The sequence below is a fragment of the Cognatiyoonia sp. IB215182 genome (genome assembly GCF_033963905.1).
Classification (GTDB): Bacteria; Pseudomonadota; Alphaproteobacteria; order Rhodobacterales; family Rhodobacteraceae; genus Yoonia.
Genome location: NZ_JAXBMB010000002.1, coordinates 108449 through 134570, shown reverse-complemented (window position 1 = coordinate 134570; position 26122 = coordinate 108449). Strand labels below are relative to the sequence as shown.

At 57.8% G+C, this 26122-nt stretch carries 24 protein-coding genes, 2 tRNA genes and 1 pseudogene; 18 read left to right on the top strand and 9 right to left on the bottom strand.

What is annotated here, in order from left to right; translation table 11 throughout:
* Nucleotides 1–8: 8 nt before the first annotated feature.
* Nucleotides 9–473 carry an SRPBCC family protein gene (locus SLH47_RS04260; RefSeq protein ID WP_320238125.1) on the top strand — a complete coding sequence of 155 codons (465 nt, stop codon included), beginning with the start codon at nucleotides 9–11 and terminating at the stop codon, nucleotides 471–473.
* Nucleotides 474–479: 6 nt separating this feature from the next.
* Here SLH47_RS04260 and SLH47_RS04255 read toward each other — a convergent pair whose 3' ends face one another.
* Nucleotides 480–2090, bottom strand: a complete 1611-nt coding sequence (locus tag SLH47_RS04255) for a choline dehydrogenase (protein WP_320238124.1) — start codon at nucleotides 2088–2090, stop codon at nucleotides 480–482.
* Between the two features lie 91 nt (nucleotides 2091–2181).
* On the opposite strand from SLH47_RS04255, the gene SLH47_RS04250 reads away from it, so the two are divergent.
* The 4 genes from SLH47_RS04250 (at nucleotide 2182) to SLH47_RS04235 (ending at nucleotide 6322) form a co-directional block, all read left to right on the top strand.
* On the top strand, nucleotides 2182–3411 hold the full coding sequence (locus SLH47_RS04250) for a TRAP transporter substrate-binding protein (protein ID WP_320238122.1): 1230 nt from the start codon (nucleotides 2182–2184) through the stop codon (nucleotides 3409–3411).
* Between the two features lie 101 nt (nucleotides 3412–3512).
* Nucleotides 3513–4175 (top strand): TRAP transporter small permease, encoded by a 663-nt coding sequence (locus tag SLH47_RS04245; protein ID WP_320238120.1) that lies wholly within the window; start codon nucleotides 3513–3515, stop codon nucleotides 4173–4175.
* A complete protein-coding gene (locus SLH47_RS04240; protein WP_320238119.1) occupies nucleotides 4175–5533 on the top strand; it encodes a TRAP transporter large permease in 1359 nt (452 codons plus the stop codon). The genes SLH47_RS04245 and SLH47_RS04240 overlap by 1 nt, the downstream gene beginning before the upstream one ends.
* Before the next feature lie 9 nt (nucleotides 5534–5542).
* Complete coding sequence (locus SLH47_RS04235; RefSeq protein WP_320238117.1) at nucleotides 5543–6322, top strand: IclR family transcriptional regulator; 780 nt, start codon at nucleotides 5543–5545, stop codon at nucleotides 6320–6322.
* Nucleotides 6323–6502: 180 nt separating this feature from the next.
* On the opposite strand, the gene SLH47_RS04230 is transcribed toward SLH47_RS04235, so the two are convergent.
* The 4 genes and pseudogenes from SLH47_RS04230 to SLH47_RS04215 form a co-directional block, all read right to left on the bottom strand.
* Nucleotides 6503–6577: transfer RNA gene (locus SLH47_RS04230), tRNA-Asp, on the bottom strand.
* A 10-nt stretch (nucleotides 6578–6587) separates the two neighbouring features.
* Nucleotides 6588–6662 (bottom strand) — tRNA-Glu (locus tag SLH47_RS04225).
* Between the two features lie 599 nt (nucleotides 6663–7261).
* Nucleotides 7262–7937 (bottom strand): annotated as a pseudogene (locus SLH47_RS04220) (hypothetical protein).
* Nucleotides 7938–8027: 90 nt separating this feature from the next.
* Nucleotides 8028–9428, bottom strand: a complete 1401-nt coding sequence (locus SLH47_RS04215; protein ID WP_320238116.1) for a selenium-binding protein SBP56-related protein — start codon at nucleotides 9426–9428, stop codon at nucleotides 8028–8030.
* A 248-nt stretch (nucleotides 9429–9676) separates the two neighbouring features.
* On the opposite strand from SLH47_RS04215, the gene fnrL reads away from it, so the two are divergent.
* The 3 genes from fnrL to SLH47_RS04200 all read left to right on the top strand — a co-directional run bounded on the left by fnrL (nucleotide 9677) and on the right by SLH47_RS04200 (nucleotide 12149).
* Nucleotides 9677–10396, top strand: a complete 720-nt coding sequence (gene fnrL, locus SLH47_RS04210) for a transcriptional regulator FnrL (protein ID WP_320238115.1) — start codon at nucleotides 9677–9679, stop codon at nucleotides 10394–10396.
* Nucleotides 10397–10600: 204 nt separating this feature from the next.
* The gene (locus SLH47_RS04205) at nucleotides 10601–11158 is read left to right on the top strand and encodes an outer membrane protein (RefSeq protein ID WP_320238114.1); all 558 of its coding nucleotides are present in this window, start codon (nucleotides 10601–10603) and stop codon (nucleotides 11156–11158) included.
* A gap of 70 nt (nucleotides 11159–11228) precedes the next feature.
* Complete coding sequence (locus tag SLH47_RS04200; RefSeq protein ID WP_320238113.1) at nucleotides 11229–12149, top strand: OmpA family protein; 921 nt, start codon at nucleotides 11229–11231, stop codon at nucleotides 12147–12149.
* A gap of 10 nt (nucleotides 12150–12159) precedes the next feature.
* On the opposite strand, the gene SLH47_RS04195 is transcribed toward SLH47_RS04200, so the two are convergent.
* Both SLH47_RS04195 and SLH47_RS04190 read right to left on the bottom strand, forming a co-directional pair.
* A complete protein-coding gene (locus SLH47_RS04195) occupies nucleotides 12160–12603 on the bottom strand; it encodes a universal stress protein (protein WP_320238112.1) in 444 nt (147 codons plus the stop codon).
* Nucleotides 12604–12716: 113 nt separating this feature from the next.
* Nucleotides 12717–13568, bottom strand: coding sequence for a universal stress protein (locus SLH47_RS04190; protein ID WP_320238111.1), 852 nt, complete (start codon nucleotides 13566–13568; stop codon nucleotides 12717–12719).
* Between the two features lie 204 nt (nucleotides 13569–13772).
* Here SLH47_RS04190 and ccoN point away from each other — a divergent pair, with 204 nt between their 5' ends.
* The 8 genes from ccoN to SLH47_RS04150 all read left to right on the top strand — a co-directional run bounded on the left by ccoN (nucleotide 13773) and on the right by SLH47_RS04150 (nucleotide 22864).
* Nucleotides 13773–15368, top strand: a complete 1596-nt coding sequence (gene ccoN, locus SLH47_RS04185; protein WP_320238110.1) for a cytochrome-c oxidase, cbb3-type subunit I — start codon at nucleotides 13773–13775, stop codon at nucleotides 15366–15368.
* A 14-nt stretch (nucleotides 15369–15382) separates the two neighbouring features.
* A complete protein-coding gene (ccoO, locus tag SLH47_RS04180; protein ID WP_320238109.1) occupies nucleotides 15383–16144 on the top strand; it encodes a cytochrome-c oxidase, cbb3-type subunit II in 762 nt (253 codons plus the stop codon).
* Between the two features lie 14 nt (nucleotides 16145–16158).
* Nucleotides 16159–16350 carry a cbb3-type cytochrome c oxidase subunit 3 gene (locus tag SLH47_RS04175; protein WP_320238108.1) on the top strand — a complete coding sequence of 64 codons (192 nt, stop codon included), beginning with the start codon at nucleotides 16159–16161 and terminating at the stop codon, nucleotides 16348–16350.
* Nucleotides 16347–17219, top strand: a complete 873-nt coding sequence (gene ccoP / locus SLH47_RS04170) for a cytochrome-c oxidase, cbb3-type subunit III (RefSeq protein WP_320238107.1) — start codon at nucleotides 16347–16349, stop codon at nucleotides 17217–17219. The genes SLH47_RS04175 and ccoP overlap by 4 nt, the downstream gene beginning before the upstream one ends.
* A gap of 211 nt (nucleotides 17220–17430) precedes the next feature.
* Nucleotides 17431–18105 carry a response regulator transcription factor gene (locus SLH47_RS04165; protein WP_320238106.1) on the top strand — a complete coding sequence of 225 codons (675 nt, stop codon included), beginning with the start codon at nucleotides 17431–17433 and terminating at the stop codon, nucleotides 18103–18105.
* Nucleotides 18086–19477: an ATP-binding protein gene (locus SLH47_RS04160; RefSeq protein WP_320238105.1), complete on the top strand. Its 1392-nt coding sequence runs from the start codon at nucleotides 18086–18088 to the stop codon at nucleotides 19475–19477. The genes SLH47_RS04165 and SLH47_RS04160 overlap by 20 nt, the downstream gene beginning before the upstream one ends.
* A 97-nt stretch (nucleotides 19478–19574) precedes the next feature.
* Nucleotides 19575–21650 (top strand): DUF1800 domain-containing protein, encoded by a 2076-nt coding sequence (locus tag SLH47_RS04155; protein WP_320238104.1) that lies wholly within the window; start codon nucleotides 19575–19577, stop codon nucleotides 21648–21650.
* Nucleotides 21651–21661: 11 nt separating this feature from the next.
* Complete coding sequence (locus SLH47_RS04150) at nucleotides 21662–22864, top strand: DUF1501 domain-containing protein (protein WP_320238103.1); 1203 nt, start codon at nucleotides 21662–21664, stop codon at nucleotides 22862–22864.
* A gap of 12 nt (nucleotides 22865–22876) precedes the next feature.
* Here the strand turns inward: SLH47_RS04150 and SLH47_RS04145 are convergent, their stop codons facing one another.
* Nucleotides 22877–23377 carry an Lrp/AsnC family transcriptional regulator gene (locus SLH47_RS04145; protein ID WP_320238102.1) on the bottom strand — a complete coding sequence of 167 codons (501 nt, stop codon included), beginning with the start codon at nucleotides 23375–23377 and terminating at the stop codon, nucleotides 22877–22879.
* An 86-nt stretch (nucleotides 23378–23463) separates the two neighbouring features.
* Entirely contained in the window at nucleotides 23464–24579 is a 1116-nt protein-coding gene (locus SLH47_RS04140) for a sterol desaturase family protein (protein WP_320238101.1), read from the bottom strand.
* A gap of 47 nt (nucleotides 24580–24626) precedes the next feature.
* Here SLH47_RS04140 and trxB point away from each other — a divergent pair, with 47 nt between their 5' ends.
* Nucleotides 24627–25592: a thioredoxin-disulfide reductase gene (trxB, locus tag SLH47_RS04135; protein WP_320238100.1), complete on the top strand. Its 966-nt coding sequence runs from the start codon at nucleotides 24627–24629 to the stop codon at nucleotides 25590–25592.
* A gap of 3 nt (nucleotides 25593–25595) precedes the next feature.
* Nucleotides 25596–26108 carry an RES family NAD+ phosphorylase gene (locus tag SLH47_RS04130; protein ID WP_320238098.1) on the top strand — a complete coding sequence of 171 codons (513 nt, stop codon included), beginning with the start codon at nucleotides 25596–25598 and terminating at the stop codon, nucleotides 26106–26108.
* Nucleotides 26109–26122: the final 14 nt, after the last annotated feature.

The window sequence follows — 26122 nt, the reverse complement described above, 5'->3', positions numbered from 1 at the left end:
CGGTTCGTATGAAATTCAGTACGCGCGAAGACATCGAAGCCCCGATTGCCTTTGTCTTCGACCGTGCAAGTGATTTCGATGCCCTGGAAAGGCGGGCACGCCAATATGGCGCCGAGATCACGCGCAACGGTGATGGGCCAGCGCAAGTTGGGATGACCTGGGATGCCGCGTTCGAATTCCGCGGGCGCAACCGGCAGATGCAGGTGAAACTGACGCAGTTCAATCCGCCTGAAACTTACGTCTTCGAAACCGAAATGAACGGTCTGACGGCGGTCTCAGATGTGACATTGGTATCGCTCTCACCCAGCCGGACGCGTCTTGCCGTTGGGATCGATCTGCGCGCGCATACCTTGACGGCGCGGCTGCTTCTACAATCGATGAAGCTGGCAAAGACGAAGCTGACCAAGCGGTTCAAGGCGCGCGTGCGTGACTATGCTGAAGACATTGAGGAAGCTTATCGCGTCCAGAGCTGAGCGCGTCTAAAGATCTTCGAGGATCATATCAGACGCTTTTTCACCGATCATGATGGCCGGGGCGTTTGTATTTCCCGACACGATCTCAGGCATGATGGAGCAATCCGCCACCCGCAAACCTGCGACCCCGTGAACCCGTAGCCGTTCATCAACGACTGCATCCTTGCCCTGGCCCATTTTACAGGTACCGGTGGGATGATAGATGGACGCGGTGTTGTTGCGCGCCCAATCCAGCGTTCCTTCGTAATCTTCCATGTCGAGGGACGGGTTGGGGCGGAACTCCTCGGATATCTTTGAGCTGAGCGGCGCATGTCGCGCGATTTTGCGTGCGATATTCACACCGGCGACGATGGTTTGGCAGTCTGTCTCGGTCGACAGATAATTGGGGATAATCTTCGGATAGGTCCGTGGCGCGTTGTTTTGCAGCCGAATCTCGCCTTTGCTTTCGGGGCGTAGTTGGCAAACCGACATCGTGAAGGCCGAAAACTTGTCAGCGCCTTTGCCGGGGTTCTCGGCCGAAAGCGGTTGAACATGGAACTGAATATCCGGGGTTGCCACGTCCGGTCTGGTCTTCATAAAGCCCGTGGCAAGGCTGGCCGCCATGGTCATGGGGCCCGCACGGAACATCAGGTATTTCAGCCCGATGCGCGCCTTCCCGTAAAGCGATGATACTTCGTCGTTCAACGTGGGTTCGTTGCATTTGTAGACCAGTCGCGCTTGCAGATGGTCCTGCAGGTTCTGGCCCACGCCGGACAGGTCATTGACCACATCAATCCCATGTTCGGCCAGATGTGCGGCCTCGCCCAGACCGGACAGCATCATGATCTGGGGCGAGTTGATCGCACCGCCTGACAGAATGATTTCCTTGCGCGCCGTGATCGTCTGCTGGCGACCCTGGCGATCGGTGTAAGTCACTGCAGTTGCCTTCTTGTCCTTGATGACCACTTTTTCGACCAGCGCGTGGGTGATGATCTGCAGGTTCTCACGCGATTTCACAGGGTTGAGGTAGGCGACGGCAGCGCTGCAGCGCCGCCCGTTCCTTGCCGTGAGTTGGAAAAAACCCACGCCTTCCTGATCGGCACCGTTGTAGTCAGGGTTGAATTTGTAACCAGCGGCCTGCGCTGCGGCCACCCATGCATCCGTGATCGGCCGCTGGATTCGCATGTTGGAGACAGAAAGCGGCCCTGCATTGCCATGATAATCATCAGCACCGCGTTCATTGTTTTCAGCGCGCTTGAACAGCGGCAGCACATCATCCCAACCCCAGCCGGTATTTCCCATCTGCCGCCAGCGATCGTAATCCTGCGGCTGGCCACGCACATAAAGCAGACCATTGAGTGACGAAGACCCGCCAAGCACCTTGCCACGCGGCCATTCGATGGAGCGGCCATTGAGCCCGGGATCAGGCTCGGTCTTGTAGCACCAATCGACGGATGGATTATGGATCGTCTTGAAATACCCGACCGGAATATGGATCCACGGATTCGTATCCTTGCCGCCAGCCTCAAGTAAAATGACCTTGTGAGCCGGATTGGCGCTGAGCCTGTTGGCCACAACGCATCCCGCAGACCCCGCACCAACAACGATAAAATCAGCTTCCACTGCACGTTTCTCCATCAAAGTGAAAAAATACTATGCAGAATGGAAAGACTATACTAGGCTTTTTTGAAACGAAAAGTCTCAATAATTTTCAATATGGGAGGAACACATGAAAATTGGAGATAAGCTGAGCCATATTTCGCGCAGGGATCTGTTCAAGGTCGCTGGTCAGTACGGGATGAGCTCGACCTTGCTTGCTGCAGGAACCTTTGGTGGCGCGATGAGCGTGGCCAACCTTGCCGCAGCGGCGGAATCGTCCTACGAGAAGCGTTTCGCGAATGAGCCGAAATATACGCTCAAGATGGGTGCGGCTGGTTTCAACCAGCGCAACCTGCTGGTCGAACGGGCGGGCGTGCTGGAGTTTCTGCGCGACCTTGAAAGCCGCACGGATGGGGAGATCCGGGTGGAATTCATCGGTGACAACCAGATCTGCAATCAGCTGTCCTGCGTTGAAAAGACCCAGCAGGGCATCGTGGACATGTATGCAGCCTCCACACAGAACTCGGCCGGTGGTGCGCCCTATCTGAACGTGCTCGACTACGCGTATATGTTCCGTAGCCGGGCTGACCAGTATTACTTCCTTTACAGCCCAAAGAGCCAGGAAGTGCTGCGCGACCCGTTTGAAAAGATGCACGGGCTGAAGTTCCTGTTCAGCCACGCCGAACTGCGTGGCATCCAGCTGGGTCTGTCCTGGCAGGATCGTGAGACCGTCACCAGTATCGAGCAGTTGGCCGGGACAAAGAACCGGGTGACGGGCACGCAGCTGGGCCGCATTGCCATGCAGGCGCTCAACCTCAACCCGGTACCGATTGCGTGGGAGGAAACGCTTGACGGTCTCAAGCAGGGTCTGATCGACGGCGCGGAAACATGGGCGTCGGCGGTGGCTTACGCCAACATGTCACCCGTTGTGTCGCAATGTGTCGACCTGCGTTTCTTCTGCGGGACAGAGCATACCGCGATGTCAGCATCTGTCTTTGACAGCATGGAAGGCTATCTGCAGGACGCGATCATGGAATCGGCTTATCTGGCGCAGGTTCACGTACAGGCGGCCAACGAGGCGGCACTGGTGAACACGGTCGGATTCTCAACGCCGCAACTGCCGGACACGATCTTTGCACAAAACAACGTGCGCATCGCCAATCTGTCAGATGCTGAGATCAAGAAGGCCGAGGAAATGTGCTCTCCCGAATACCAGCCTGCGCTGTGGGAGCAGTGGCGTGAGCGGATCAACGGCTGGGCCGGTGGCATCGACACCTATCAGGAAATCTATGACGAGGTTCGGACCAATCCGCACACACTTGCGGAAAATGTTGAACCACGCCGTTGGTGGAAAGCCTGATCCTGTTCTAGTCTGGGACAAGCCAGCCCGGAAACTCTGGGCTGGCTTTTTGTCACCACGCCGGTTGACCCGGCCCGATATGGACGGGGGAGGCCATATCCATGCTCAGCGAATTTTTCGGCATCTTCAGTGCCTTGGCGGATCAGGATGCCTTTATGATCCGCACCGCCTTGCGCAGTGATGGCGCCTGGTTGTTTGGTGGATTCCTTACTGTTGTTGGCGGCCTGATCGTCATGTTTGTCTACAAGACGGTGCCGTTTATCGACCGCCATCTTGAAAAGACGATCATGGTGTGGAGCTATCTGGCGATTGCCTACATCATCTTCATGGGTGTGATTGACCGCTTCATTTTCAATGATCAACAGCCCTGGTCAACGACGATACCTCCGTTCTTGTTCATGATCATGGCGTGGTTTGGTGCGGCCTACAACGTACGGCTGCGCACGCATCTGAGTTTCAGCGAATTCCGCAGCAGAATGCCGCGCGTGGGCCAGATGATGTGTCTGCTGCTTGATGCGATCCTGTGGCTGGGCCTGGCTGTTATTGTGGTGACAACGACATTGCGTCTTACCGCCAATTCGGCGGCGAACTTCCAGATTGTTCTGGGAACGGACGACACCATGCAATGGTGGTTTATCGCAACGATTCCCGTGGCCTTTGTCCTTCTCGCGGGTCGCGTCTTCGAGAACCTGTCAGATGATTTCCGCCGCTGGCGCAATGATGAGCCGTTGATTGAACAGGCCGTAATCGGGGGGGATGTGTGATGGATACCGGAACCTGGGTCACGCTGATTTCACTTGGGGTCACGTTCTTTTTCATGATGGGCGTGCCGGTGCTGCTGGTCATCGCTTATTGGGTTATCGGCTGTTCGTTTGTGCTGGGCCTGACACTCGACAATATGGGGTCAGAGCTCCTCAACGTCTTTAACAAAGGCTTTGCCTTGCTGGCGATGCCGCTTTTCATTCTGACCGGTGACCTCATCAACCGGTCGGGTATCGCGCGGCGGTTGTCGGACTTTGCCTATTCCTGCCTGGGCTGGCTGCGTGGTGGTTTGGCGATGGCATCGATCGGGGCCTGCGGCCTGTTCGCCGCAATCTCGGGATCGAACTCGGCCACGACAGCCACAATCGGGTCGATGTTGCATCCCGAAATGACAAAAGGCGGCTATGACGAACGCTTCTCTGCTGCGACGGCAGCGGCAGGTGGTACTGTCGGGATCATCATCCCACCGTCCATCATCTTCATCGTCTACGGCTTCCTGATGAACCTGCCGATCTCGGATCTGTTCATTTCCGGCATTCTGCCGGGCGCGTTGATGGTCTTTGGCATGCAATTTGCATGCTGGATCATCTGCCGCATCAACGGTTGGGGTTATCTGATCCCACTGCAACTGAACCGGGTCCTGAAGACTGCATTTGGTGCCTGGCTTGGATTTTTTGCCATCGGTCTGGTTCTCTGGGGCATCTACACAGGCAAGTTTTCACCAACCGAGGCCGCAGGCGTGACGGTTGGTTTCTGCATCATCGCAGGGCTTGTCAGCTATCCGCTGAACAAGATCCTTGGTAGCGATAAGGAAAAGCCGGTCGAACAAAAAGGCTGGTCCGAGATGTTCGTGGTCGAGGGATTCAAGGTCTGGGAGATTCCGTCAATCGTTGTCCGGTCGGCCCAGATTTCAGGTATCCTCGCGCCGCTGATTGCCATTTCGGTCGTGATGCAGCAGATCCTGTCGCTCTTGGGTGCGCAGGCCGTGATCGGGGATTTCGTGACATCGATGGGGGGCTATTATGCCGTGTTGCTGACGGCGATGGTGATCGTCTTCTTCTCTGGCATGATCCTTGAAAGCCTGCCGGTGACGATCATTCTGGCGCCGATTTTGGCACCTATCGCTGTTTCCGCAGGCGTCGATCCGATCCACTTTGCTGTGATCTTCCTTGTGGGCGCATCCATCGGGTTCATCACGCCACCTTATGGTCTGAACCTTTATGTGGCGTCCGGCGTGACGGGCGTTCCGTATTTCCGGTTGCTTCGCTACATTGTGCCCTATCTGATCGCATTGATCACGGTTTGGTTTATTGTGGCAATGGTGCCTGCAACAGCATTGGCGCTTCTGCCGAACAGGTAAAAGATGGCAATGGCAGAGAATGATGTTGCGGGAAGCACGGCGCAAATCCCCACCAACCTCCGGCTTTTGATTCTGCTGGAGGAGGTGGCGAAGGCCGGTGTTCCCGTGACACCATCTGTGGTGAATGAAAATCTCGGTTTGCCGAAACCGACGATCCACCGGCTTTTTGCCACGGCCGAGGCCGAGGGTTTCCTGCAGCGCGACATTGACGGACGATCCTATAGTCCGGGGCGCCGGATGCGCATTCTGGCCACCAACACGCTCTCGTCCGAGCGTGTGCGTACGGTCCGCTTGGCGGTACTTAAGGCGCTGGCTATGTCAGTGGGCGAGACCTGCAATATCGCCATCCCCGAACGGGACGGGATGTTCTACCTCGACCGCGTCGAAACGCATTGGCCCCTGCGCATTCAGCTTCCTGTCGGCACGCAGGTGCCATTTCACTGCACGGCAAGCGGCAAGATGTATCTGTCCACCTTACGCACCGATTATCTGGAGCGGTTCCTGCGCAACTATGTGCTGGAGCGGCAGACGGTACATACCATCACGGCGGTAGACGATCTTTATGACGAGTTGTCGAAGATTCGCGACCGCGGTTATGCAACCGACGATCAGGAGTTCATGGCTGGCATGACGGCCATCGCCGTCCCCATTCTGGATGACCGCGGGCGGCTTTTGTCGACATTGTCGATCCACGCCCCGGAGCAGCGACGCGATGTCGATGAGCTGGTCGATCACCTGCCCGAACTGCAGCGCGCGGCAGCAGAGCTGACAGAGATTGTCGGGCGTTAGGTTTTATTGTTCCGGTTAGGTCTGACGAGATGGCTTCTGCGCGGACCCGGAGATGGTGCGATTTGTTTCGGGGTAATGTCCCGCGACGAGTTTATTCCTACGCAATGCATGAATGTCTGGTCTCGGTGTCCAAACAACAAGTTGCCGTCAAAGCTGGCTTCGACAAAGGTTCAGGGCGCGTGGCGGTCGCGACGGGACTCGAACCCGCAACACCCGGATAGACAATCCGGTGCTCTCCCATTGAGCTACGCGACCGCAACCTGCTTGGTAGGGCGTACGGGATTCGAACCCGTGTTCTCCGTTAGAAAGACGAATGTCCTGACCACTAGACTAACGCCCCAAAAGCAGATGAGAGCTTCATACATCTGGTGAGCGGGTCCGTCAAATTATTAATTTAAATCAAATACTTAAGGTAAATCTTCTCTGTTCATCGCCGAAGGAGACAATGTCAAAACAGAACGCTGGTGTCGTATGCGTGAGGATGAGATCAGGGAGGCCGCGCAGATGTGCGAAGTCTCCTCCGTATCGTCAGGTTCTTCCAACTGCTGATTTGACACAGCTTTGATCTCCTTGTGTTTTTGAAACAAAAAAGGCGGCCACCGGATGGTGCCGCCCTGACAGAAAGGCTCTTGCGAACCTAACCTTTTAGGATGCGCTTAACTAGTCCACGCACCCCGCTAGGGCGTTGGTCCAGGTATCTCGTTCTGTAAACTGTAGTTTCATCATGCACTCCAATTGCTGAATCACCTATCAAAGAAGCGCGTGAACGGACAAGGAGATAATTTGCAAGGATTCTCGATAGCGGACCTTCGGTCCAATGATGTGAAAGTCCGTTCTGTCCTGCAAAGCCGACCTATCCAAGGCGTTGAAGGCGCTCAACTTGCTGAACAAATGGAACGGAAGTGATCTGCGAGACCCTCGTGCTGTGGAGGTGCCGCTCTAAACTATGGTCGTGTGCGACGCGGTCATGATCCCGAAACTACCCACAGCGATTAGGCTTAGGGCCCAGACGACATCCAGATTGAACCAGGTGCGTGACAGGAATTTCAGGGCCAAGCCAGAAATACATCACGACGGCCAGTAGACCGCCCGCAAATGTCATGGCTGCGGTGTGGATGGCCGCCACGATGAACGCCATGCCAACATTGTTGGTCATAAGGTCCTCGGCGGCCTGATGTCCTGCATCAAGCGTGCCTGGCGTGCAGAGCCCCAGAAAGATCGGCACCAGCATCAGGCCCGCACCATGGGCCATGGCCGCAAGAAACGACCACAGCGCCAGCCTGGAGGGTGGCACGCGGGCGAGGAACCGCGGATGTCTGCGGTTGATCAGCAGGTAGATGCCCAGCCCGATCACCAAGAGCCCTGCGCCCATGCGGATCTGGCCCTCGTAATAGACCAGTGTCACCATCAGCGAAAACGGCAACAGGATCGCACACATGGCGATGAAATGCCCGCCCGCCAGCGCCACAAGCGCGCTGGGCAAGGCAGAGGTTTTCCGCTCCATCAACGCCGCGGAGACGGCCAGCGGCCACCCCATGCCGGGGTTCAGCCCGTGATAGAGGCCCGAGACGATGACCGCCCACCACAGGGCGGCGGGTGTGATCAGTTCAGCCATGACAGGTGGCCCGGGGCATGTCCGATCCTGCTTGTTTCTGCCAGAGCGAAGGGCGCCCCGGCTCAGGTCCGGGGTACCTTAGTGCTTGCATCAGACGTTCGGGTAGCAGAAGCTGTCCGTCGAGCAATCGCCGCCTTCCAGACGGATCTGGTGGCTGCGATAGCCTTCGGGAAATTCCACCCAAAAGTCTTTGTTCAAGGTCAGCCCGCCGTTTTCGCCCACATCGGCACAGACCATCGCGGCACCACGCTCGCCGGGATAGAACTGGTCATCCCACGTGGAGTAAAGCGAATTGGTCCAGTAGACCCGCTTTCCATCGCGGCTGATTTCAACCATCTGCGGGCCGTAGCCAAAGTCCTTGCCATTGGGATGTGGCGTCTTTTTCACGATCCCGCCAATCTCGACCTTGCCCGCAAGTTTCGGGTTCATCGGGTCCGAGACATCATATTGATGCATCTCGCCCAGACCCCAACAGGCGACATAAAGGAAGCGGTCATCAAGGCTGAGGTCGATATCCGTCACCAATGGCGGGCAGGCGCCAAAACCCTTCAATAGCTCGGGCAGATCATCCGCATCCGCCGGAACCGGATCAATCGTGATCGTCTTCTTGGCCTGCCACTCGCCATTCTCGTCCCGCCACCAGGTGAAGATCGCACCTTGGAGGTTCGTGGTATCGACGACGACACCGCAGAACCCATACTCCTTGACCGGATCATGGGCAGGACGGATTTCGAGCGCCATCTGATGGTTTTCACCCAGATCAATCGACTTTGTAACCTTGCGCGCCCGCAGATCCCAGAAATGGATCGTGTGGCCGTATTTGTTGCTCAGCAGGTCCTCCGGCACGATCCCGTTCTCAAACTGCGGCGGCAGACCCCATTCGGAACTGACCATGTAGTCGCGCGGCAGGTTCCACCAGAAATCGTAATGCTTGTCCTGAATACCCCGGTCCATCTCGTACCGGCCCAGTATCTCGAAGGTCTCGCAATCCATGATGAAGATGCCGGGTGGGCCATCTGTTCCATCCTCGCCGCCACCACCCAAGGTCGAGACATAGATGCCCTCTGGCCCGCAATGGATGGTATGGGGGCGGGAATAGCCCGTCTTCTCAAACAGTTCTTCGGGTTCGATGATCTTGTGGATCTTGGCCTTCAGCGGCTCTTTCACGTCGATGACGTAAATCCGGCTGGACCGGATGCCGGGGATGATCAGATAGCGACGTTCCAGAAAGGCGTGGCCGGTCAGGGGCGACAGGGCCGACGAACAGGCGTTCCAGCCGAAATGGTGAAACTCATCACCCTTATTGGGCATGAACAGGCTGTGCACGATCTGGCCATAGGTGTCAGATGTGGGATCGACGTCGACAACCGCAAGGCCGTCAGGTTGGCTGCCATCGGGACTGAGCATCAGGGTGAAAGCCAGCGTCTCTGCCGGTGCCTCCATCGCGATTTTGGCCGTTGGATAGAACGTCGGATCAGGTCTTAGGTTCATGTCAATCTCCTCCCAGATTTGATGAAAATGCCGGTTTGTCGGCTTATTGGGCCTATGGGGCCTTATGCCGAGAATGAACGGCATCAATTGTCAGACAATTAAATTGACTATGCATGCGACCCCTGCTTGCGATCAAGAAAATAATGGGGTGTCAGTTTGCCGCCCGCCCTGCGGCGGAATTTCAGGTGGAATGCGCGGTGCTTTTGAGTAATAGTGGATGAAGCCAACATTGCCGGGGACCCCTTCAGATGACTTTGACCGTCCCAAAAATGTCGTCCTGTTCCGATTGCCCAATCCGGTACAACGCTGTCTGTTCACGCTGTGACGGCGATGAATTAGCACGCCTGGAAGAGATCAAGTATTACCGCTCTTACTCTGCTGGCCAGCCGATCTTTTTTTCCGGCGATCCGCTGGAATTCGTCGGCTCCATCGTGTCTGGTGTGGCCAGTTTGACGCGCACTATGCCAGACGGCCGCGTGCAGATGGTGGGGCTTTTGCTGCCGGGGGATTTTCTGGGGAGACCGCACCGCAACACCATTGATTGTGATGTGGTTGGTGAGACGGACGTTATGCTGTGCTGCTTTCGCCGTCGTCCTTTCGAGACATTGATCGACGAGACGTCGCATGTAGGCCAGCGCCTGCTTGAGATGACGCTGGATGAGTTGGATGCGGCACGCGAATGGATGCTGGTTTTGGGGCGCAAGACAGCGCGCGAGAAAATCGCATCCTTGTTGCACATGATTGCGACGCGGATGGCCTCGCTTAAGCCGGGAGAGACCGCGCAAACGTCATTCACCCTGCCGATAACGCGCGAGACGATGGCCAATTATCTGGGCCTGACGATTGAAACGGTTAGCCGTCAGATGTCTGCCCTGAAAAAGGACGGCCTGATTGCCTTCAGCGATCGTCGCGATATCAGTGTTCCCGATCTTCACGCCCTGAAGGCCGAAACGGGTGAAGACGCCTAATCTCCAAAGGCACTGACACGACGCATCCTACCGTGGCAGCACGCGTGGTTTTTGCGTGTGCATGCGTGGTATTTGCAGCGCCCGCACTGGTGTGGTTCCCGTTTTGGTGAAACAGCACAACCCATCCCAAAAGCATTTTTAAGATGGAGATTACGCGTGCTGACGAGAGCCAGAAGTTTTGCCAAACCATTGCTTGCCATGACAATGCTGTCACTTGGAAGCCAGACCATGGCAGGTGGATTATCCACCATTATTGAACCTGCAATCGAAACCCCGCCAGCGAACACGGATGATGTTGATTGGAGCGGTCTGTATCTGGGCGGCCAGGCCAGCTTGCCCAAGGTCGACGCACGCAGCCTTGAGGACATTGGCGATGGGATCGCGATGGGTGTTCATGGCGGATATCTGCAGGACGTCGGGCAGCTTGTTATTGGTGCTGAAGTTGAGGTGAGCCTGACCGCCATCGAAAGCTGGAGCGATGACTTCCCGCTTTCAACCATTGCCGCTGGGCACGTTCGCGCAGGTTACGATCTTGGTAGTTTCCTGCCATATGTCGCTGTCGGTGTCTCGCAGGCACGATTGGCAGGTGATGTCGATGAGACAGATAACGGCACCTTTGCGCGCGTGGGCATTGACTATCGCCTGACAGAGAACCTCAGCGTTGGCGGCCAATACACCCATTACCGCTACGACGATTTTGCGGGTACGGGCGATGACTTTGACATAAGTGCCACGGGCGCACGGCTGTCTTTGCATTTCTGACATAATGTCATGACCCGAATCTGTGTTAACTTGGTGGAAAGCTGAAGCGACAGGTTTGGAAGAGATGATGATGAAAAAGGTTTTGTTGGCAGCTTGCATGGCTGTGATGAGTGCTGGAACTCTATTGGCGCAGGATGTGGAAGGCAGCAGTGATCACCCGTTGATTGGCCGCTTTGAAGGTGCGGCGATCACGGCATATGAACGGCGGGATTTCGACGAATATCTCTTTCCCGTGGCAGAACTTCGCAGCGCGGGTGACGACAGCTTTCAGCCCATCGAAGGGGCGAAGACCAGCATAGCCTATATTCTGCCTTCAGCCGCCTCATTGGTCGAGGTTGAGCGAAACTATGAAATGGCGCTGGGTGAGGCCGGGTTCGAAACCGTTTTTCAGTGTGCGGACGGCACCTGTGGCGGTACCGCGCTGGCTTACGAGATAGAGCAATTTCCGCTGCCACGGATGATCGTCGATCCGTTCAACTACCGCTACTTGGGTGTGAAACAGACGGGCGAGACCGGTGAGGTTTATGCCGCGATCCTTTTCAGCGTCGACAATGATGACCGGGTGCGTGTTCAGGTGACCGTGGTTGAGACAGACGAGATCGCGTTCAAGATGGTCGATGCCGCCGCGATGGAGGCGGATGTACTTGAGACCGGACGTGTTGCGCTTTACGGCATCCAATTCGACACGGATGAGGCGACCATCCGGCCAGACAGCGCCGACACACTGGCAGAGATGGCGGCGTTTCTTTCGGCCAATCCCGATCTTGCTGTCGTGATTGTCGGGCATACCGACAATCAGGGATCGATGGAATACAATCTGGGCCTCTCCAACCGCCGGGCAGAGGCCGTAAGGAATGCATTAGTGTCGGATTACGGCATCTCAGCTGATCGCATGAGCCATGCCGGGGCCGGTTTCCTGGCCCCGGTCGCGACCAACACGACGGCCGCCGGTCGCGCGCTCAACCGTCGGGTCGAGATCATCGCCCGATAGGGCAGGGCGCTCAGACTACCGTCAGACAGGCACAGGTCGCGTGGTGCTGGATCTTTTGTGATGTGCTGCCCAGAAACAGACTTGCAACCGATCCGAGACCGCGTCGCCCCATTACAATTAGGTCCGCGTCCTTGTCCTTGGCGACCTTGAGCACTTGTCGCACCGGATCACCGATATGCATGTCCGTCTCGACCGTGCAGCCCTTTTCCTTGGCCAGTTCTGCTGCTTCGGCGACGATTTTGTTGCCAGTTTCCTCCAATTCGGCATGGGATGGGGCGGTGAGCAATTCGTGATAACCCACGGGCCCGCCGACGATGAACGCCGTCGTCTCGGCCTGCGGAGCATGCACGATGACCATCTTTGCACCGTTTGCAGCAGCGATGTCACAGGCGGTTGTGACGGCCTTTTTTGAACAGTCGGACCCGTCCACCGCAACCACGATTGTTTTAAACATGTTACTCCTCCTCCTTCTTTCCCGGAAACCGCCATTCGGCTAACGCGCACCGTCGCGTTGGCGGATCGCCGAACCCCACTGGCAATCTGTGTCCTGTCGTTGTCGCGGGCGCTTTAGCGTGACATCAGGATCGGCCGGTCCGCCAGTTCCAGCAGACTGCGTGTCGCACCGCCAAAGACAGCCTCGCGCAGACGCGAATGTCCATAGGCGCCACTCACAATCATCTGCGCGCCGACCTCTTTGGCGCGCCGCAAGAGGATATCGCCAACCTGCGGCTCTGTCTTTGCCAGAACGGCCACCTCTGATTTGGTGCCGTGGCGCATCAGGTATTGTGCCATCGCACCACCGGGATCGGACCGGTCAGCCGCATGTTGGGGCGGATCGATGATGCAGATGTCGGCGATATCCGCCTCTTGCAGCAGCGGCAACGCAGCTCTGGCCGCAGCCAGTGCCTCGGCCCCGTCGTTCCAGCCCATCAGGACATGCCCGCCCGCCTCGGGCGCTTTGCAGCCTTGCGGGATCATCAAGACCGGGCGCTCTGCCGCAAAAAGGCATGCTTCAACCAGATTCGCAGCCTCGGGGTTGTTCTGATAAGGGCGCGGCAGAACGACCAAGTCGGAAAAGCGCAGCTTGCGCGCCAGATACCCAGTCAGTGCAGGGCCCTGTACGGTCGCTGCTTCCATTGACCAGCGGATTAACTCACCATGCATGCGGTCTTCCAACCAGGCTTCGAGTTTTTGCCGCTCGTCAATTGCATCACGCGTTTGTTCGGCAACCATTAGCGCCTCGGCACCAAGATAATAGTTGTTGGTCTCCGTATGGCTGATTGTCACCACATAGATGTCTAGATGCGCGCTCATCCGGTCGGCGAGCGAAATAGCGGCATCCAGGCCTTCGGTCGACTGATCCGTATCGGTCAGTATCGTCGCAATGATCTTGTAAGACATTGGCCCAGTTTTCCCCATATCGGTTCTCACGTTGGGGGGCGATCGTTCGCGCAAAACCGCTCCTTGGTATCACTATGGCGCGGTCGTGGGGCGCGTGTCTTGATCCATGTCAAATGAAGTCTTGATCCACATCAAGGCAGGCCGCGGGCCGGCATTCCATAAGCAAAATCACCAAAAGTCTGTCGCCCCTTGTTTCGGGACGGCGAAGGAAGGGGATCTCTTATGGGGAACTATATCAAGTTGATCGCGTTGGGCTGTGTCGCCCTTTTTGCAGCGATCGGCGCGAATTGGGGGCGTGATACGGCGTATGTCGTACATGCGATCATCATTCTCGGCGTGTCTGGTTTCATGTTCATCCGGGTCTTGCGCCAGATTGATGAACCGGTCAAAGCCACGCCGGAAGGATACATGGATGACGTGATCCGCGCCGGGGTGATCGCCACCGGGTTCTGGGGTGTTGTCGGTTTTCTGGTTGGTGTTGTCATCGCCTTCCAACTGGCGTTTCCCCAGCTGAATTTCGAAGCTCTCCAGCCTTACGGCAACTTTGGTCGCCTGCGTCCGCTGCACACATCAGCGGTCATTTTTGCATTCGGGGGTAACGCCCTGATCATGTCGTCCTTCTACATCGTACAGCGCACCTGCGGGGCGCGCTTGTGGGGCGGTAACCTGGCGTGGTTCGTGTTCTGGGGCTACAATCTGTTCATCGTGCTTGCCGCCACCGGCTACTTGCTCGGGGCCACTCAATCCAAGGAATACGCCGAGCCTGAATGGTATGTGGACCTGTGGCTGACCATCGTCTGGGTGGCCTTCCTCGCCGTCTATCTGGGCACGATCTTCAAGCGGACCGAAAAGCATATCTATGTCGCCAACTGGTTCCTTCTGAGCTTCATCATCACCGTGGCGATGCTGCATATCGTCAACAATATCTCGATCCCTGTCTCGATCTGGGGCAGCAAATCCGTGCAGGTCTTCAGCGGCGTGCAGGACGCGATGGTGCAGTGGTGGTACGGGCACAACGCCGTTGGCTTCTTCCTGACCGCCGGGTTTCTGGGCATGATGTACTACTTCGTGCCCAAGCAGGCCGGGCGCCCGGTCTTCAGCTACAAGTTGTCGATCATCCACTTTTGGGCGCTGATTTTTCTTTATATCTGGGCGGGTCCACACCACCTGCACTACACCGCTCTCCCCGACTGGGCGTCCACGCTGGGCATGGTTTTCTCGATCATCCTGTGGATGCCCAGCTGGGGTGGTATGATCAACGGCCTGATGACCCTGCAAGGGGCCTGGGACAAGCTGCGCACCGATCCGATTATCCGGATGATGGTGATCAGCCTCGCCTTCTACGGCATGTCCACCTTTGAAGGGCCGATGATGTCGATCCGCGCGGTCAACAGCCTGTCACATTACACAGACTGGACTATCGGGCACGTGCATTCCGGTGCGCTGGGTTGGAACGGCATGATCACATTCGCCGCCCTTTACTTCCTGACACCCAAGCTGTGGGGCCGGGCGCAGATGTATTCGCTGTCCGCAATCAACTGGCACTTCTGGCTGGCCACGATTGGCATCATCCTCTACGCGGCATCGATGTGGGTGACCGGCATCATGGAAGGCCTGATGTGGCGTGAAGTCGACGCCAACGGGTTCCTTGTCAACAGCTTTGCCGACACCGTGAGCGCCAAGTTCCCGATGTATGTGGTGCGTGGGCTTGGCGGGGTGCTCTACCTCACCGGTGCGCTGATCATGGCCTGGAACATGTACATGACCATCCGGGGGGGCCAGCGCGTGGCCGCACCGGTTGGCGTACCTGCAGAGTAAAGGAGGGCTGAGACATGTCTGACACAACACCAAACAGCGGCCCTGCCAAAGGTATCCTTGGTAAACACGCGATCCTCGAACGTAGCCCGACGTTGCTACTGGTCTCCTCCCTACTGGTGGTGACGGTGGGCGGGATCGTGGAAATCGCACCCCTTTTCTGGCTCGAAAACACCATTGAAGAGGTCGAAGGGGTGCGACCCTATTCCCCGCTCGAGCTGGCCGGGCGCGAGGTCTATATCCGCGAAGGCTGTTATGTCTGTCATAGCCAGATGATCCGCCCCATGCGGGACGAGGTTGAGCGCTATGGGCACTACTCATTGGCGGCGGAGTCGATGTATGACCATCCGTTCCAATGGGGGTCCAAACGGACCGGGCCGGACCTTGCCCGCGTGGGCGGCAAGTATTCCGATGACTGGCATGTGGATCACCTGATCAAGCCGCAATCCGTCGTGCCGGAATCGATCATGCCGGGCTATGCCTATCTGCTCGATAACCCAGTGAATGCAGAATACACGGCCGATCTGGTGCGCACGCATCGTTTCGTCGGTGTGCCCTACACCGAAGAGATGATCGAGGTGGCGGCCGCGGACGTTCTGGCGCAGGCCGATCCGGATACGGACGCCTATGACGATCTGCTGGAACGCTATCCCGGCGCGCAAATCCGCAACTTTGATGGTGAACCGGGCGTGTCCGAAATGGATGCCCTGATCGCCTATATGCAGATGCTGGGCACGACGGTCGATTTCTCGACCTTCACGCCAGACGCAAGCCGCTAAGGACGGAAAGACCCATGGAAAACACATCTCTCCTTTCGCAGATGGCCGACAATTGGATGCTTCTGGCGATGTTCACGCTCTTTATCGGGGCGATCCTTTGGGCCATCCGCCCCGGTAGCCGCGCCGTGCATCAAGAGACCGCCATCATCCCTTTCCGTAACGAGGACCACCCCGGTTCATCCGAAATCGAGGAGCTGCAATCATGAGCAGCCATGAAGACAAAGACATCGACGACATCACAGGCATCGACACGACAGGTCATGCCTGGGACGGGATCAAGGAACTCAACAATCCGCTCCCGCGCTGGTGGCTCTGGTGCTTTTACCTGACCATCATCTGGGGCATCGGCTACACCATTGCCTTCCCGGCCTGGCCGCTAATCAACTCGGCGACATCTGGCATGCTGGGCTATTCGACACGGGGTGAAGTCGCTGCAGACATCGCGCGCTTTGAAGAGGCGAATGCCGAGATCAACGCGCAATTGGCAAGCGCTGACCTCAACACCCTGTCCGAGATGCCGGACCTGCAGCGTTTCGCATCGTCCAAGGGCGCTGCGGTGTTCCGTAACAATTGTTCGCAATGTCACGGATCGGGTGCTGCGGGTTTTGTCGGCTACCCAAACCTTCTGGATGACGATTGGCTATGGGGCGGAGATTTCGAGAACATCGAATACACGATCCGCCACGGCATTCGGAACGAAGAGGATTGGGATGCGCGCTATTCCGAGATGACCGCCTATGACGAGATCTTCACCAATGAAGAGGTGGATGCCTCGGTGCAGTATGTCCTGCAGATCTCCGGGCAAGAGCACGACGCCGAACTGGCTGCAATTGGTGAAGGACTGTTCTTGGACAATTGCGCCGCCTGCCATGGCGACAATGGGATGGGCAATTACGACCTTGGTGCGCCGAACCTGACCGATGCGATCTGGCTTTATGGCGGCGACGCGGAAGCGCTCGAAGAAACGGTACGCTACGCGCGCTTTGGCGTGATGCCCCCATGGGGTGAGCGCCTGACCGATGCCGAGGTCAAAGCGGTGACGGCCTATGTCCACCAGCTTGGTGGCGGCGAGTAAGATATCAGAGGTCACGCTGCCCCGACCGTCTGTTCGCGCATTGGTGGGGCTTTCGTGAGGGGGAGGGCATCTGCAACCGCAGGTGCCCTTCTTTATTGCGGCAATATGTCAGTCGCCCCTTTGCCCGCTAATGCGGTGAAACGTCGCTGGTTGCGAAAGGCATCCGACACGGTAGATTGCATGCGGTCCCGGCGAAACTGGCATCCGCGTAATGAATATCCTGATCATCGAAGATGACACCGAAACCGGAACTTACCTGCAAAGGGGGCTGCGTGAGGCGGGATGGGATGTGGTCTGGCACGACACACCACAAGCCGCGATGCTCGCTTTGTCGGGGCGTGCCTTCGATGCTATCGTACTGGATCGGATGCTGCCGGGTATGGACGGGATTGATGCGCTGCGCTTGATGCGCGGGGCCAATATCACGACACCCGTCCTGATGCTGACCGCCCGCACGCGGATCGCTGACCGGGTCGAGGGGCTGGAGGCGGGAGCGGATGATTATCTGATCAAGCCCTTCGCCCTGTCGGAACTCATGGCCCGCCTCAAAATCATCGCGCGGCGTCCGCAACAGCCAGTCAAGACCGAGACGATTGTTCTGCACGACCTGACCATGGACCGGCTGCAGCGTCTGGTGCATCGCGGTGACGCCGCCTTGGATCTTTCGCCGCTTGAATACCGACTGCTGGAATGCCTGATGCTGCATCCTGGTCAGGTGATGACGCGCACGATCTTGCTGGAACAGGTCTGGGGCTATCGCTTTGACCCCAAAACGAGCCTCGTCCAGACCCATATGAGCCGTCTGCGTGCCAAGGTAGACAAGCCTTTTGACGTGGAACTGATCCGCACGGTCAGAGGGGCAGGCTATGTCATCGACGCCCCATAGCATCCTGCGCTCAACCGTTTTTGGGCGCGTGATCTGGGCCTGTGCGGGCTTTGTGATCATCGCGCTGGTTCTTTTGTGGAGCATCAGCGGCGCGCTGGTCTGGCACATGGACGCGCAACAGCGCACCCGCATCCTGGACAGCATCGCTTATGCACAAGAGGTCTATTACGGCCGAGGGTCCGAAGCGCTGATCGATGAAGAGATTGTGGATGACGGGGAACCCTTGTGGGATGATGATCTGATCTACGAGGTTCTGGAACGTGAGGCGCAACTGATCGTCCTGCGCGATGCCGACTACGAGCCTGTCGCTGGATTCCCTGGCCTTTTCGCCGATGTCGGGTGGCAGATCACCTATCTGGACCATCCCGAAATTGACGAGCCTGTGCGCGCTCATCTGGCACTGCTGCGCGGGGGCGAGACGATCACAATCGGGGAGTTTTTGCCAGAGGGACGTGCGGCAACGCTGGAATTCGCGATGGCAATGTCATTTGCATTGGTGCTGATCGTGCTGCCCCTGTCGCTTTTCACGGGCTATCTGCTCAGCCGCTCGGTTTTCAATCGCATCGAGGGCATATCGCAGACCGCGGCAGCCGTTGCCGCAGGGCAGATCAACAGCCGGGTCCCTGAATCGGACCGATATGATGAGTTTGATCGGCTTGCGGGCGGGATCAACCGCATGCTCGACCGGCTGGAGGCGCTGAACGCCAATATCGAGGCGGTGTCGGTTGGTGTAGCTCATGATCTGCGTACGCCGCTAACCAATATCGGCGGGCGCCTGGAACTGATCAGCCGCGACCGCAATGACCCAGAGGCTGTTGAGGCGCATCTGGCAGCAGCCGAGGACTATCTTGCCCAGATTCTGCGGATCTTCGACGCGCTTTTGCGTCTTGGTGAGGTTGAGGCAGGGCAACGTGAGGCTGCTTTCGAGGATGTCGATCTCTCACAAATGACGCGAGACATGGCCGAGGCCTATGCGCCCATTTTCGAGGATGCCAACAAGTCCTTTCAAGCGAACATCGATGATGGTGCGATGATCGCGGGCGACCGCGAATTGCTGGAGCAACTGCTGGCGAACCTGCTGGAAAATGCGGTGGAGCATACCCGCGACGCGGCACAAGTGGTTCTCTCGCTGCAGGTCGATGGCAAAAGCATCGTCGTGACGGTTGCCGATGACGGCCCTGGGATCTCCCCCGCGAACCGGGGACGGATTTTTGAACGGTTCTATCGCGCGGATGCCAGTCGCTCCACGAAGGGCAACGGTCTGGGGCTGAGCCTCGTGAAGGCGATCGCCGATCTGCATGGCACCACGATCAGCCTTGATGCTGAGGCGCAAGGCGCGGTTTTCAATCTGGCCTTCCCGCACCGCGACTGAAGTTTACGGTTTTGTATGAAACCGCAGCGCCAGATGTAACCGGCGCCTCTCTCCGGCCATGTTAGCCTTTCATCGCATAGCCAGATGAGGTGCGATGATGCGACGTCTCTTTGCCGTTTTTGCGGTGGTTTCCACGGGGCTCTATGGTGGCCCGACCATAGCAGGACCCGACGCAATGACCGCTGAAGAGGCGCGCCACCTGATCAGTCGCACAGGCTTTGGCGCAGCTCCGCATGAGATCACGGCTTTCATGGGCCAATCCTATGAAGAAGGTGTGGACCGTATTCTGGCTGGTTTGCAGTCGCAACCGGCCAAGCCCATGCCGGGTTGGGTCGATATGTGGCCTTACCCGCAAGACCTGATCTGGCAATTGGGGCAGACCAAACGCGAACTCTACTTCACCAATCGCTGGTTTGAGATCGAGGAACTCAGCGCTTGGTGGATGGCCGAGATGATCGCAACGCCGTCGCCCCTGACCGAAAGGCTGGTGCTGTTCTGGCATGACCATTTCGCGACCTCCTTTGACCAGACCGAGAATTCTCAGTGGATGGCCAATCAGAATAGGTTCTTTCGCGCCAATGCGGCCGGGGACTTTACCGATCTCGCCCACGGCATTCTGCGCGACCCGGCGATGCTGGACTACCTCAGCAACGTGGAAAACGTGGTCGATGCGCCAAATGAAAACCTGGCCCGCGAGTTTCTGGAACTCTTCACGCTGGGCGAAAATCGCGGCTATGATCAGGCGGATGTGCGGGCTGCAGCCCGTGCGCTGACGGGGCAGACCATCGCCGAACATGGCGCGCCGGTTCATGCGTTCTACGAAGAGATGCATGATGGCGGTGTCAAAACGCTGTTCGGGCAGAAGGGCCGGTTCGGGGCGACGGATCTGGCGGATCTCGCGCTCGCTCACCCGGAGTTTGGTCCTTTCGTCGTTGAAAAGCTGTGGCTCACCTTCGTGTCGGACCAGCCTGATCCGGCAGAGGTTGACCGGCTTGTCGCGCTTTGGCGCACGCACGATTTGGAGCTCAAACCGCTTCTGCGGGGGCTCTTGACCAGCGACGCGTTCTGGGACCCCGCCAATCGCGGGCGTCTGGTGAAAAGCCCCGTTGAGTTGATCGCTGGGACCGTGCGTTCGCTGGGCGTGCCCGTGGACGACGCGCGCAACCTTGTCTGGGCCGCCGGGGACATCGGCCAAACCTTGTTCATGCCGCCCAATGTCGGCGGCTGGCCGCAGGGTGTCGGATGGATCAATGATGCCAGTGCCTCGGGCCGGGCCACGATGCTGACTTATCTCTTGGAGGATGTGGAAGATGCGGCGGATTTCGCGCCCACGATGATGATGGCCACGCAACAACCGGTGCCGTTGCAGGCGTCAGTCGGTGATCTGCGTGTTGGCCAAACCTTTGTGACGTATGTCGAGGAGGAAGACGACACGCTGGGCGCCGAGATCATCCTTTACGATCTGGGTTTTCAAGGCGAGTCTTGGCGTTCGCTGACACTTTGGCTCGCGCATGATCGTGATGAGGATTTCACGGGCCTTTACATCAACATCAGCGACTGCGCCCCGATCTGCCTGCGCTCAGCACCGCAAAGCGAAGATGATCCGGATTGGGTTATGTTTGAGACATGGGGTGGCTTCCTCAATGCGCATGCCCCCCTGCATCCTGACGATGCGGCATTGATCGGCGCAATCACGCAGCACCTGCCGGCGCTTGTGCAAACAACATCGGCCCATGCGGTCTGGCAGCCTGACGCGGATGAAGACTGGATGCCACCAGAGATTGGCGGCTTAATCGCGGCAAGCGAAGCGCTCGCGACAAAGTCCGCGAACATGCTGGGCAGGGCGGAGACGGCGTTGGCTTTGGTGCCCAGCCATCCCAGTGTTCTGGGCCTTACGGGGCTCGATGCGGTGCGCGACCTTGATGACATCAACGATTATGTCGAGGCGCGCGAAGATGCCGTGGGCTACGCCGCCATCCCGCAGGTCGTGTACCCGACGACACGCGATTGGATAGATGCACTGCCGGGCACCATCATGGAAAGCAAACGGGTCAGCCAGGCTCTGCTCGCGGTCCCGCAACAGAGGCAGGGCACGCGCCATGAAATGGTTGTGCGGGATCCGGAGGCGTTGCTCCGCCACCTGATCCTCTCTCCCGAATACCAGGTCAATTAAGGAGCATCGTCATGACAAGCCTTTCTCTTTCGCGTCGCCAATTGCTTTTCGCCCTTGGTGGCACCGCTGCTACGCTACCGCTTTTGTCGCTGCCGGGCTTTGTCAGGGCGGCGGGGCAAACGCCGCCGCAAGTAAACACCCTGGTGTTGATCGAACTTGCGGGCGGCAATGACGGGCTGAATACCGTCGTGCCCATCTCCGATCCCCGCTATCGCGACTTACGCCCCGAGATCGGGTTGGCGACGCGCGACTTGCTGTCGCTGGATGTCGATACCGGCCTGCACCCGTCGCTGCGCGGTGTCGCCAACCTGTGGGACAGGGGGGAGTTGCAGATCATCGAAGGCGTCGGATACCCGAACCCCAACCGGTCCCACTTCCGGTCAATCGAGATCTGGAATGCGGGGCAGGGGGCGGAAGTCAAAACACAACAGGGCTGGGTCTCGTCCTCATTTGCCCTTGGCATGGGTGCCGCCGATGCAAGTGATGCGGCTGGCCTTGTGCTGGGTGGCGAGATGGGTCCGCTGAACGGCGATGGTCGTTTTTCGGCCATGCGTGATACCGAGACGTTTCTTGAAACGCTTTCGTACCTGCAAGCGCGGCCACATGCCGTGCGCCCGGATCGCGCGGTCTCACCGCTCGACGACGTGCTTGCGACCTATGATAGCGCGCAGGTCACCGGCGATGCGATTAGGGCCAAGCTTGAAGCAACGCGCGAGAAGCGTTGGGATTTTCCCTATAGCGAGATCGGTGAACAATTGCGCACGGCGGCGCGGCTACTGGATGCTGGCGTTCAGGTTCCTGTCCTGAAGGTGGTCCAAGACGGATACGACACGCACGAAGCACAGCCTGAGAGACACAGCTATCTGCTGGAAGAGCTTGCGGGTGCAATTGACGCATTTGCCACCGTGCTGCGCGAGATGGGGATTTGGGATCAAGTGACCATCGTTACTTATTCGGAGTTTGGCCGCACCGCGCGCGAGAATGCCTCAGGCGGCACAGACCATGGCACGGCAGCGCCCGTCTTTGTGGCGGGTGGTGCCGTTGCGGGAGGCTTGGCCGGCGAACGGCCCAGCCTTGATCGGCTGGAGGATCGCGAGATGATCTTTACGACCGATTACCGGCGCATCTACGGGGCGATCCTGAATGATCTTTGGGGGATCAACCACGCCGCATTCGACCGGATTGGTCCGCGCCCGGCGTTGTTACGCAGCTGACGCGCCGGGTTGTCAGGCCTCTTGCGCCAAGCGCGCTTCCAGCACGTCAAATGGCACGCCGGGCTCATCCTTTGCGCCGCGGATCACAAGTGAGGTTTTCACCGAGGCCACGTTGTCCGCACTCGTCAGTTCCTCCGTCAGGAAGCGCTGAAATGTGCGCAGATCCGGCGCGACACATTTGAGGATGAAATCCACCTCGCCGTTGAGCATGTGGCATTCGCGCACAAGGGGCCAGCCCTTGCACAGTTTCTCAAACGCCGACAGGTCCACCTCCGCCTGACTGACAAGGCCGACCATTGCAAAGACCTGCACCTCAAACCCAAGTTCGCGCGCATTCACATCGGCATGATAACCTTGAATAAAACCCTGATCCTCAAGCGTCCGCACACGACGCAGGCACGGCGGGGCCGAGATGCCGACACGTTTGGCCAATTCGACATTTGTCATACGACCATCGGCTTGCAACTCGGCCAATATCATACGGTCGATTTCGTCGAGTTTTGTGCCAGGCATCATCTGCTCCCCAATTCTTTTGCAAATACTACGCAGACACTTCTGGATGCGCAATATTGTTTCGTATCAGGGTAACAAAATAAGCTCTATCCGTCTTTGGCGATGGGTGCAGGCAGGGGCTGATCGGGGTCTGGTTGTGCGTCTGCGTTACGGTTTGGGTCAAAGGTGGTGCCTTTTGCGACTTCCTCCCAAACCTCTCCAAATGGTCCGAACAGCGCATCACGCAGGTTGTTGTAGGGTTGGTCGATCAATTCGCCTTTCCCATTCGCGATACCGTATACTACATCCTCCTTCCCGTGAGTGATGTAGAGCGTCCCAAACATCCAATCCCAAAGCGCAAAGACCTCACCAAAGTTCTTGTCGTGGTGAATAGGCGCAGTTGAGTGATGGATTTGGTGTTGGGCGGGCGAGATCAGGATATGCTCCATAATCGGACCGTAGCTCACCCAGATGTGGCTGTGCCGCAGATGCGCGCCGAAGAAAACATAGATGCTCCACGCGTAGATCCCGATATAGACCGTGGCCGCATTGATCTGACCAACCAGCACGAACAGCACAATGGCTTGAACGATCCCGACAAGGACCGAAATGATTGTCATTTGCACTGCCATGCTGACGGGATGCATCCGCATGAAGGTGATGGGTGTCATCACCTCGGCCGAGTGATGCACTGCATGAAACGGCCACAGGAACCGGTATTTGTGGTGGATGTAATGGCTGCAATACCGGCAGAAATCCTTGGTCATGAACAGCACGACACCTGCAAACACGCTCCGTAATAACGTTTGTTCGGTCGCGGTATGGCCGCTGATATCCATCAGCATGCCGTGGGCGGTCAGCGTGACCCAAGGCAGGATGACCAATGCTGCAATGGCGCCAGTGGCTAGGAAGAACGTATTGAAGGCCGCGAGTTTGATATCAAGCCACGTGGATTTGTGGAGATATACCTCTTTCGGAAACAGAAAGCTGAGAAAGCGCGTTTCCTTGTCCGTGCGAAAATACCAAACCAGCCAGGCAATGATTGCGGTACTGGCCAGGTACATCGGCGACAGCAGGTACTCGACCGTGAAGGTTCCCCAGAAATCTGGAAAGATCCTTTGAAACCACTCCATGCCAGACACCCTCTGTTTGCCGCCAGCCGCCCCTTCGACCGTCATATCTAACGTGACGATAAGGTTGGCCCAATGGCTTTTCCATGTCATTTTCAAGGACTATGCTTGGCCAAAGATTCTGCAACGAGGCTGCCCCCATGTCCACCACCCGTCATACCAAAGTGCTCATCATCGGCTCAGGCCCGGCCGGCTATAGCGCGGGTGTCTATGCAGCGCGCGCAATGTTAGAGCCTGTTCTGGTGCAGGGCATTGAGCCCGGTGGACAATTGACAACCACAACTGAGGTCGAGAATTGGCCCGGCGACACGGAGGTGCAGGGCCCCGATCTGATGGTGCGGATGGAGGCGCATGCCCGCGCGATGGGATGTGATGTTGTGGGCGATATCATCACCTCGCTTGATCTGCAGAACCGCCCCTTCACGGCGCAATCGGACAGCGGCACCGTTTACACCGCAGACGCCGTTATTCTGTGCACGGGTGCGCGCGCGAAGTGGCTCGGGCTGCCGACCGAGGATAAGTTCAAGGGCTTTGGTGTCAGCGCCTGCGCGACCTGTGACGGGTTCTTCTATCGCGGGCAGGAGATCGCGGTTGTTGGCGGCGGCAATACGGCTGTGGAAGAGGCGCTGTTTCTGACCAACTTCGCCTCGAAGGTCACCCTGATCCACCGCCGCGATGAATTGCGGGCAGAGAAAATCCTGCAGAACCGTTTGTTCCAGAACCCAAAAATTGAGCCATTTTGGTTTCATGAGGTCGATGAGGTTTACGGCACCGACAGTCCGTTGGGTGTGGAAGGCGTGCGGGTGAAGCACACCAAAACCGGTGAAATCACCGAGATTCCCGCCAAGGGTGTGTTCATCGCAATCGGCCATGCACCGGCTTCGGAACTGGTCAAGGACCAGCTTGAGACGCATCATGGCGGTTATGTGAAGGTCGAGCCCGGCACCACACGCACCGCCATCCCCGGTGTTTTTGCTGCCGGTGACCTGACTGACCATGTGTACCGTCAGGCGGTCACAAGTGCCGGCATGGGCTGCATGGCCGCATTGGACGCGGAAAAGTATCTGGCCGAGCTGGAAGCCGCGCCGGCTGCCGCAGCCGAATAGGGCGTGGCAGATCGGCATGTTCTGACCCTGAACGGCATCTACTACCGCATCAAGACGCTGGCGGAAGCGGCGGATATCCTTGCCCCGGCGCACGCGCCCGAAGGTCGATCGCACCGTGAAGAACAACGCGCCCTTTATCTGTCTGCGTCCCCCGAAGGCTGCATCGTCGCGACAGCGCGCTACACCGACGAAGACACACCGGAGAGGGGCATCTTTCCGTTGCATGTACGCGATGCCCGGATCGTGGATTTGCGCGATGAGGCATCAACGAAGGCGCTCGGCATCGACACCACACACCGCGCGATAGAATGGCAACGCCTCCGCGCAAAAGGATTGCCCTCACCAACCTGGGCATTGGCTGATCGGGTCAGGGCACTTGCGCTGGACGGAATGCTCTATGCCTCACGCACCGACCCGCGGAAAACGCATTTGACGCTCTTTCGGTGGAATGAGACCGGGACCCAGGCGACAGTCGCGCGTGCTGGCCCGCATATCGCGATTGCAAAGGTATCCTAAAGCGGACCCGCATC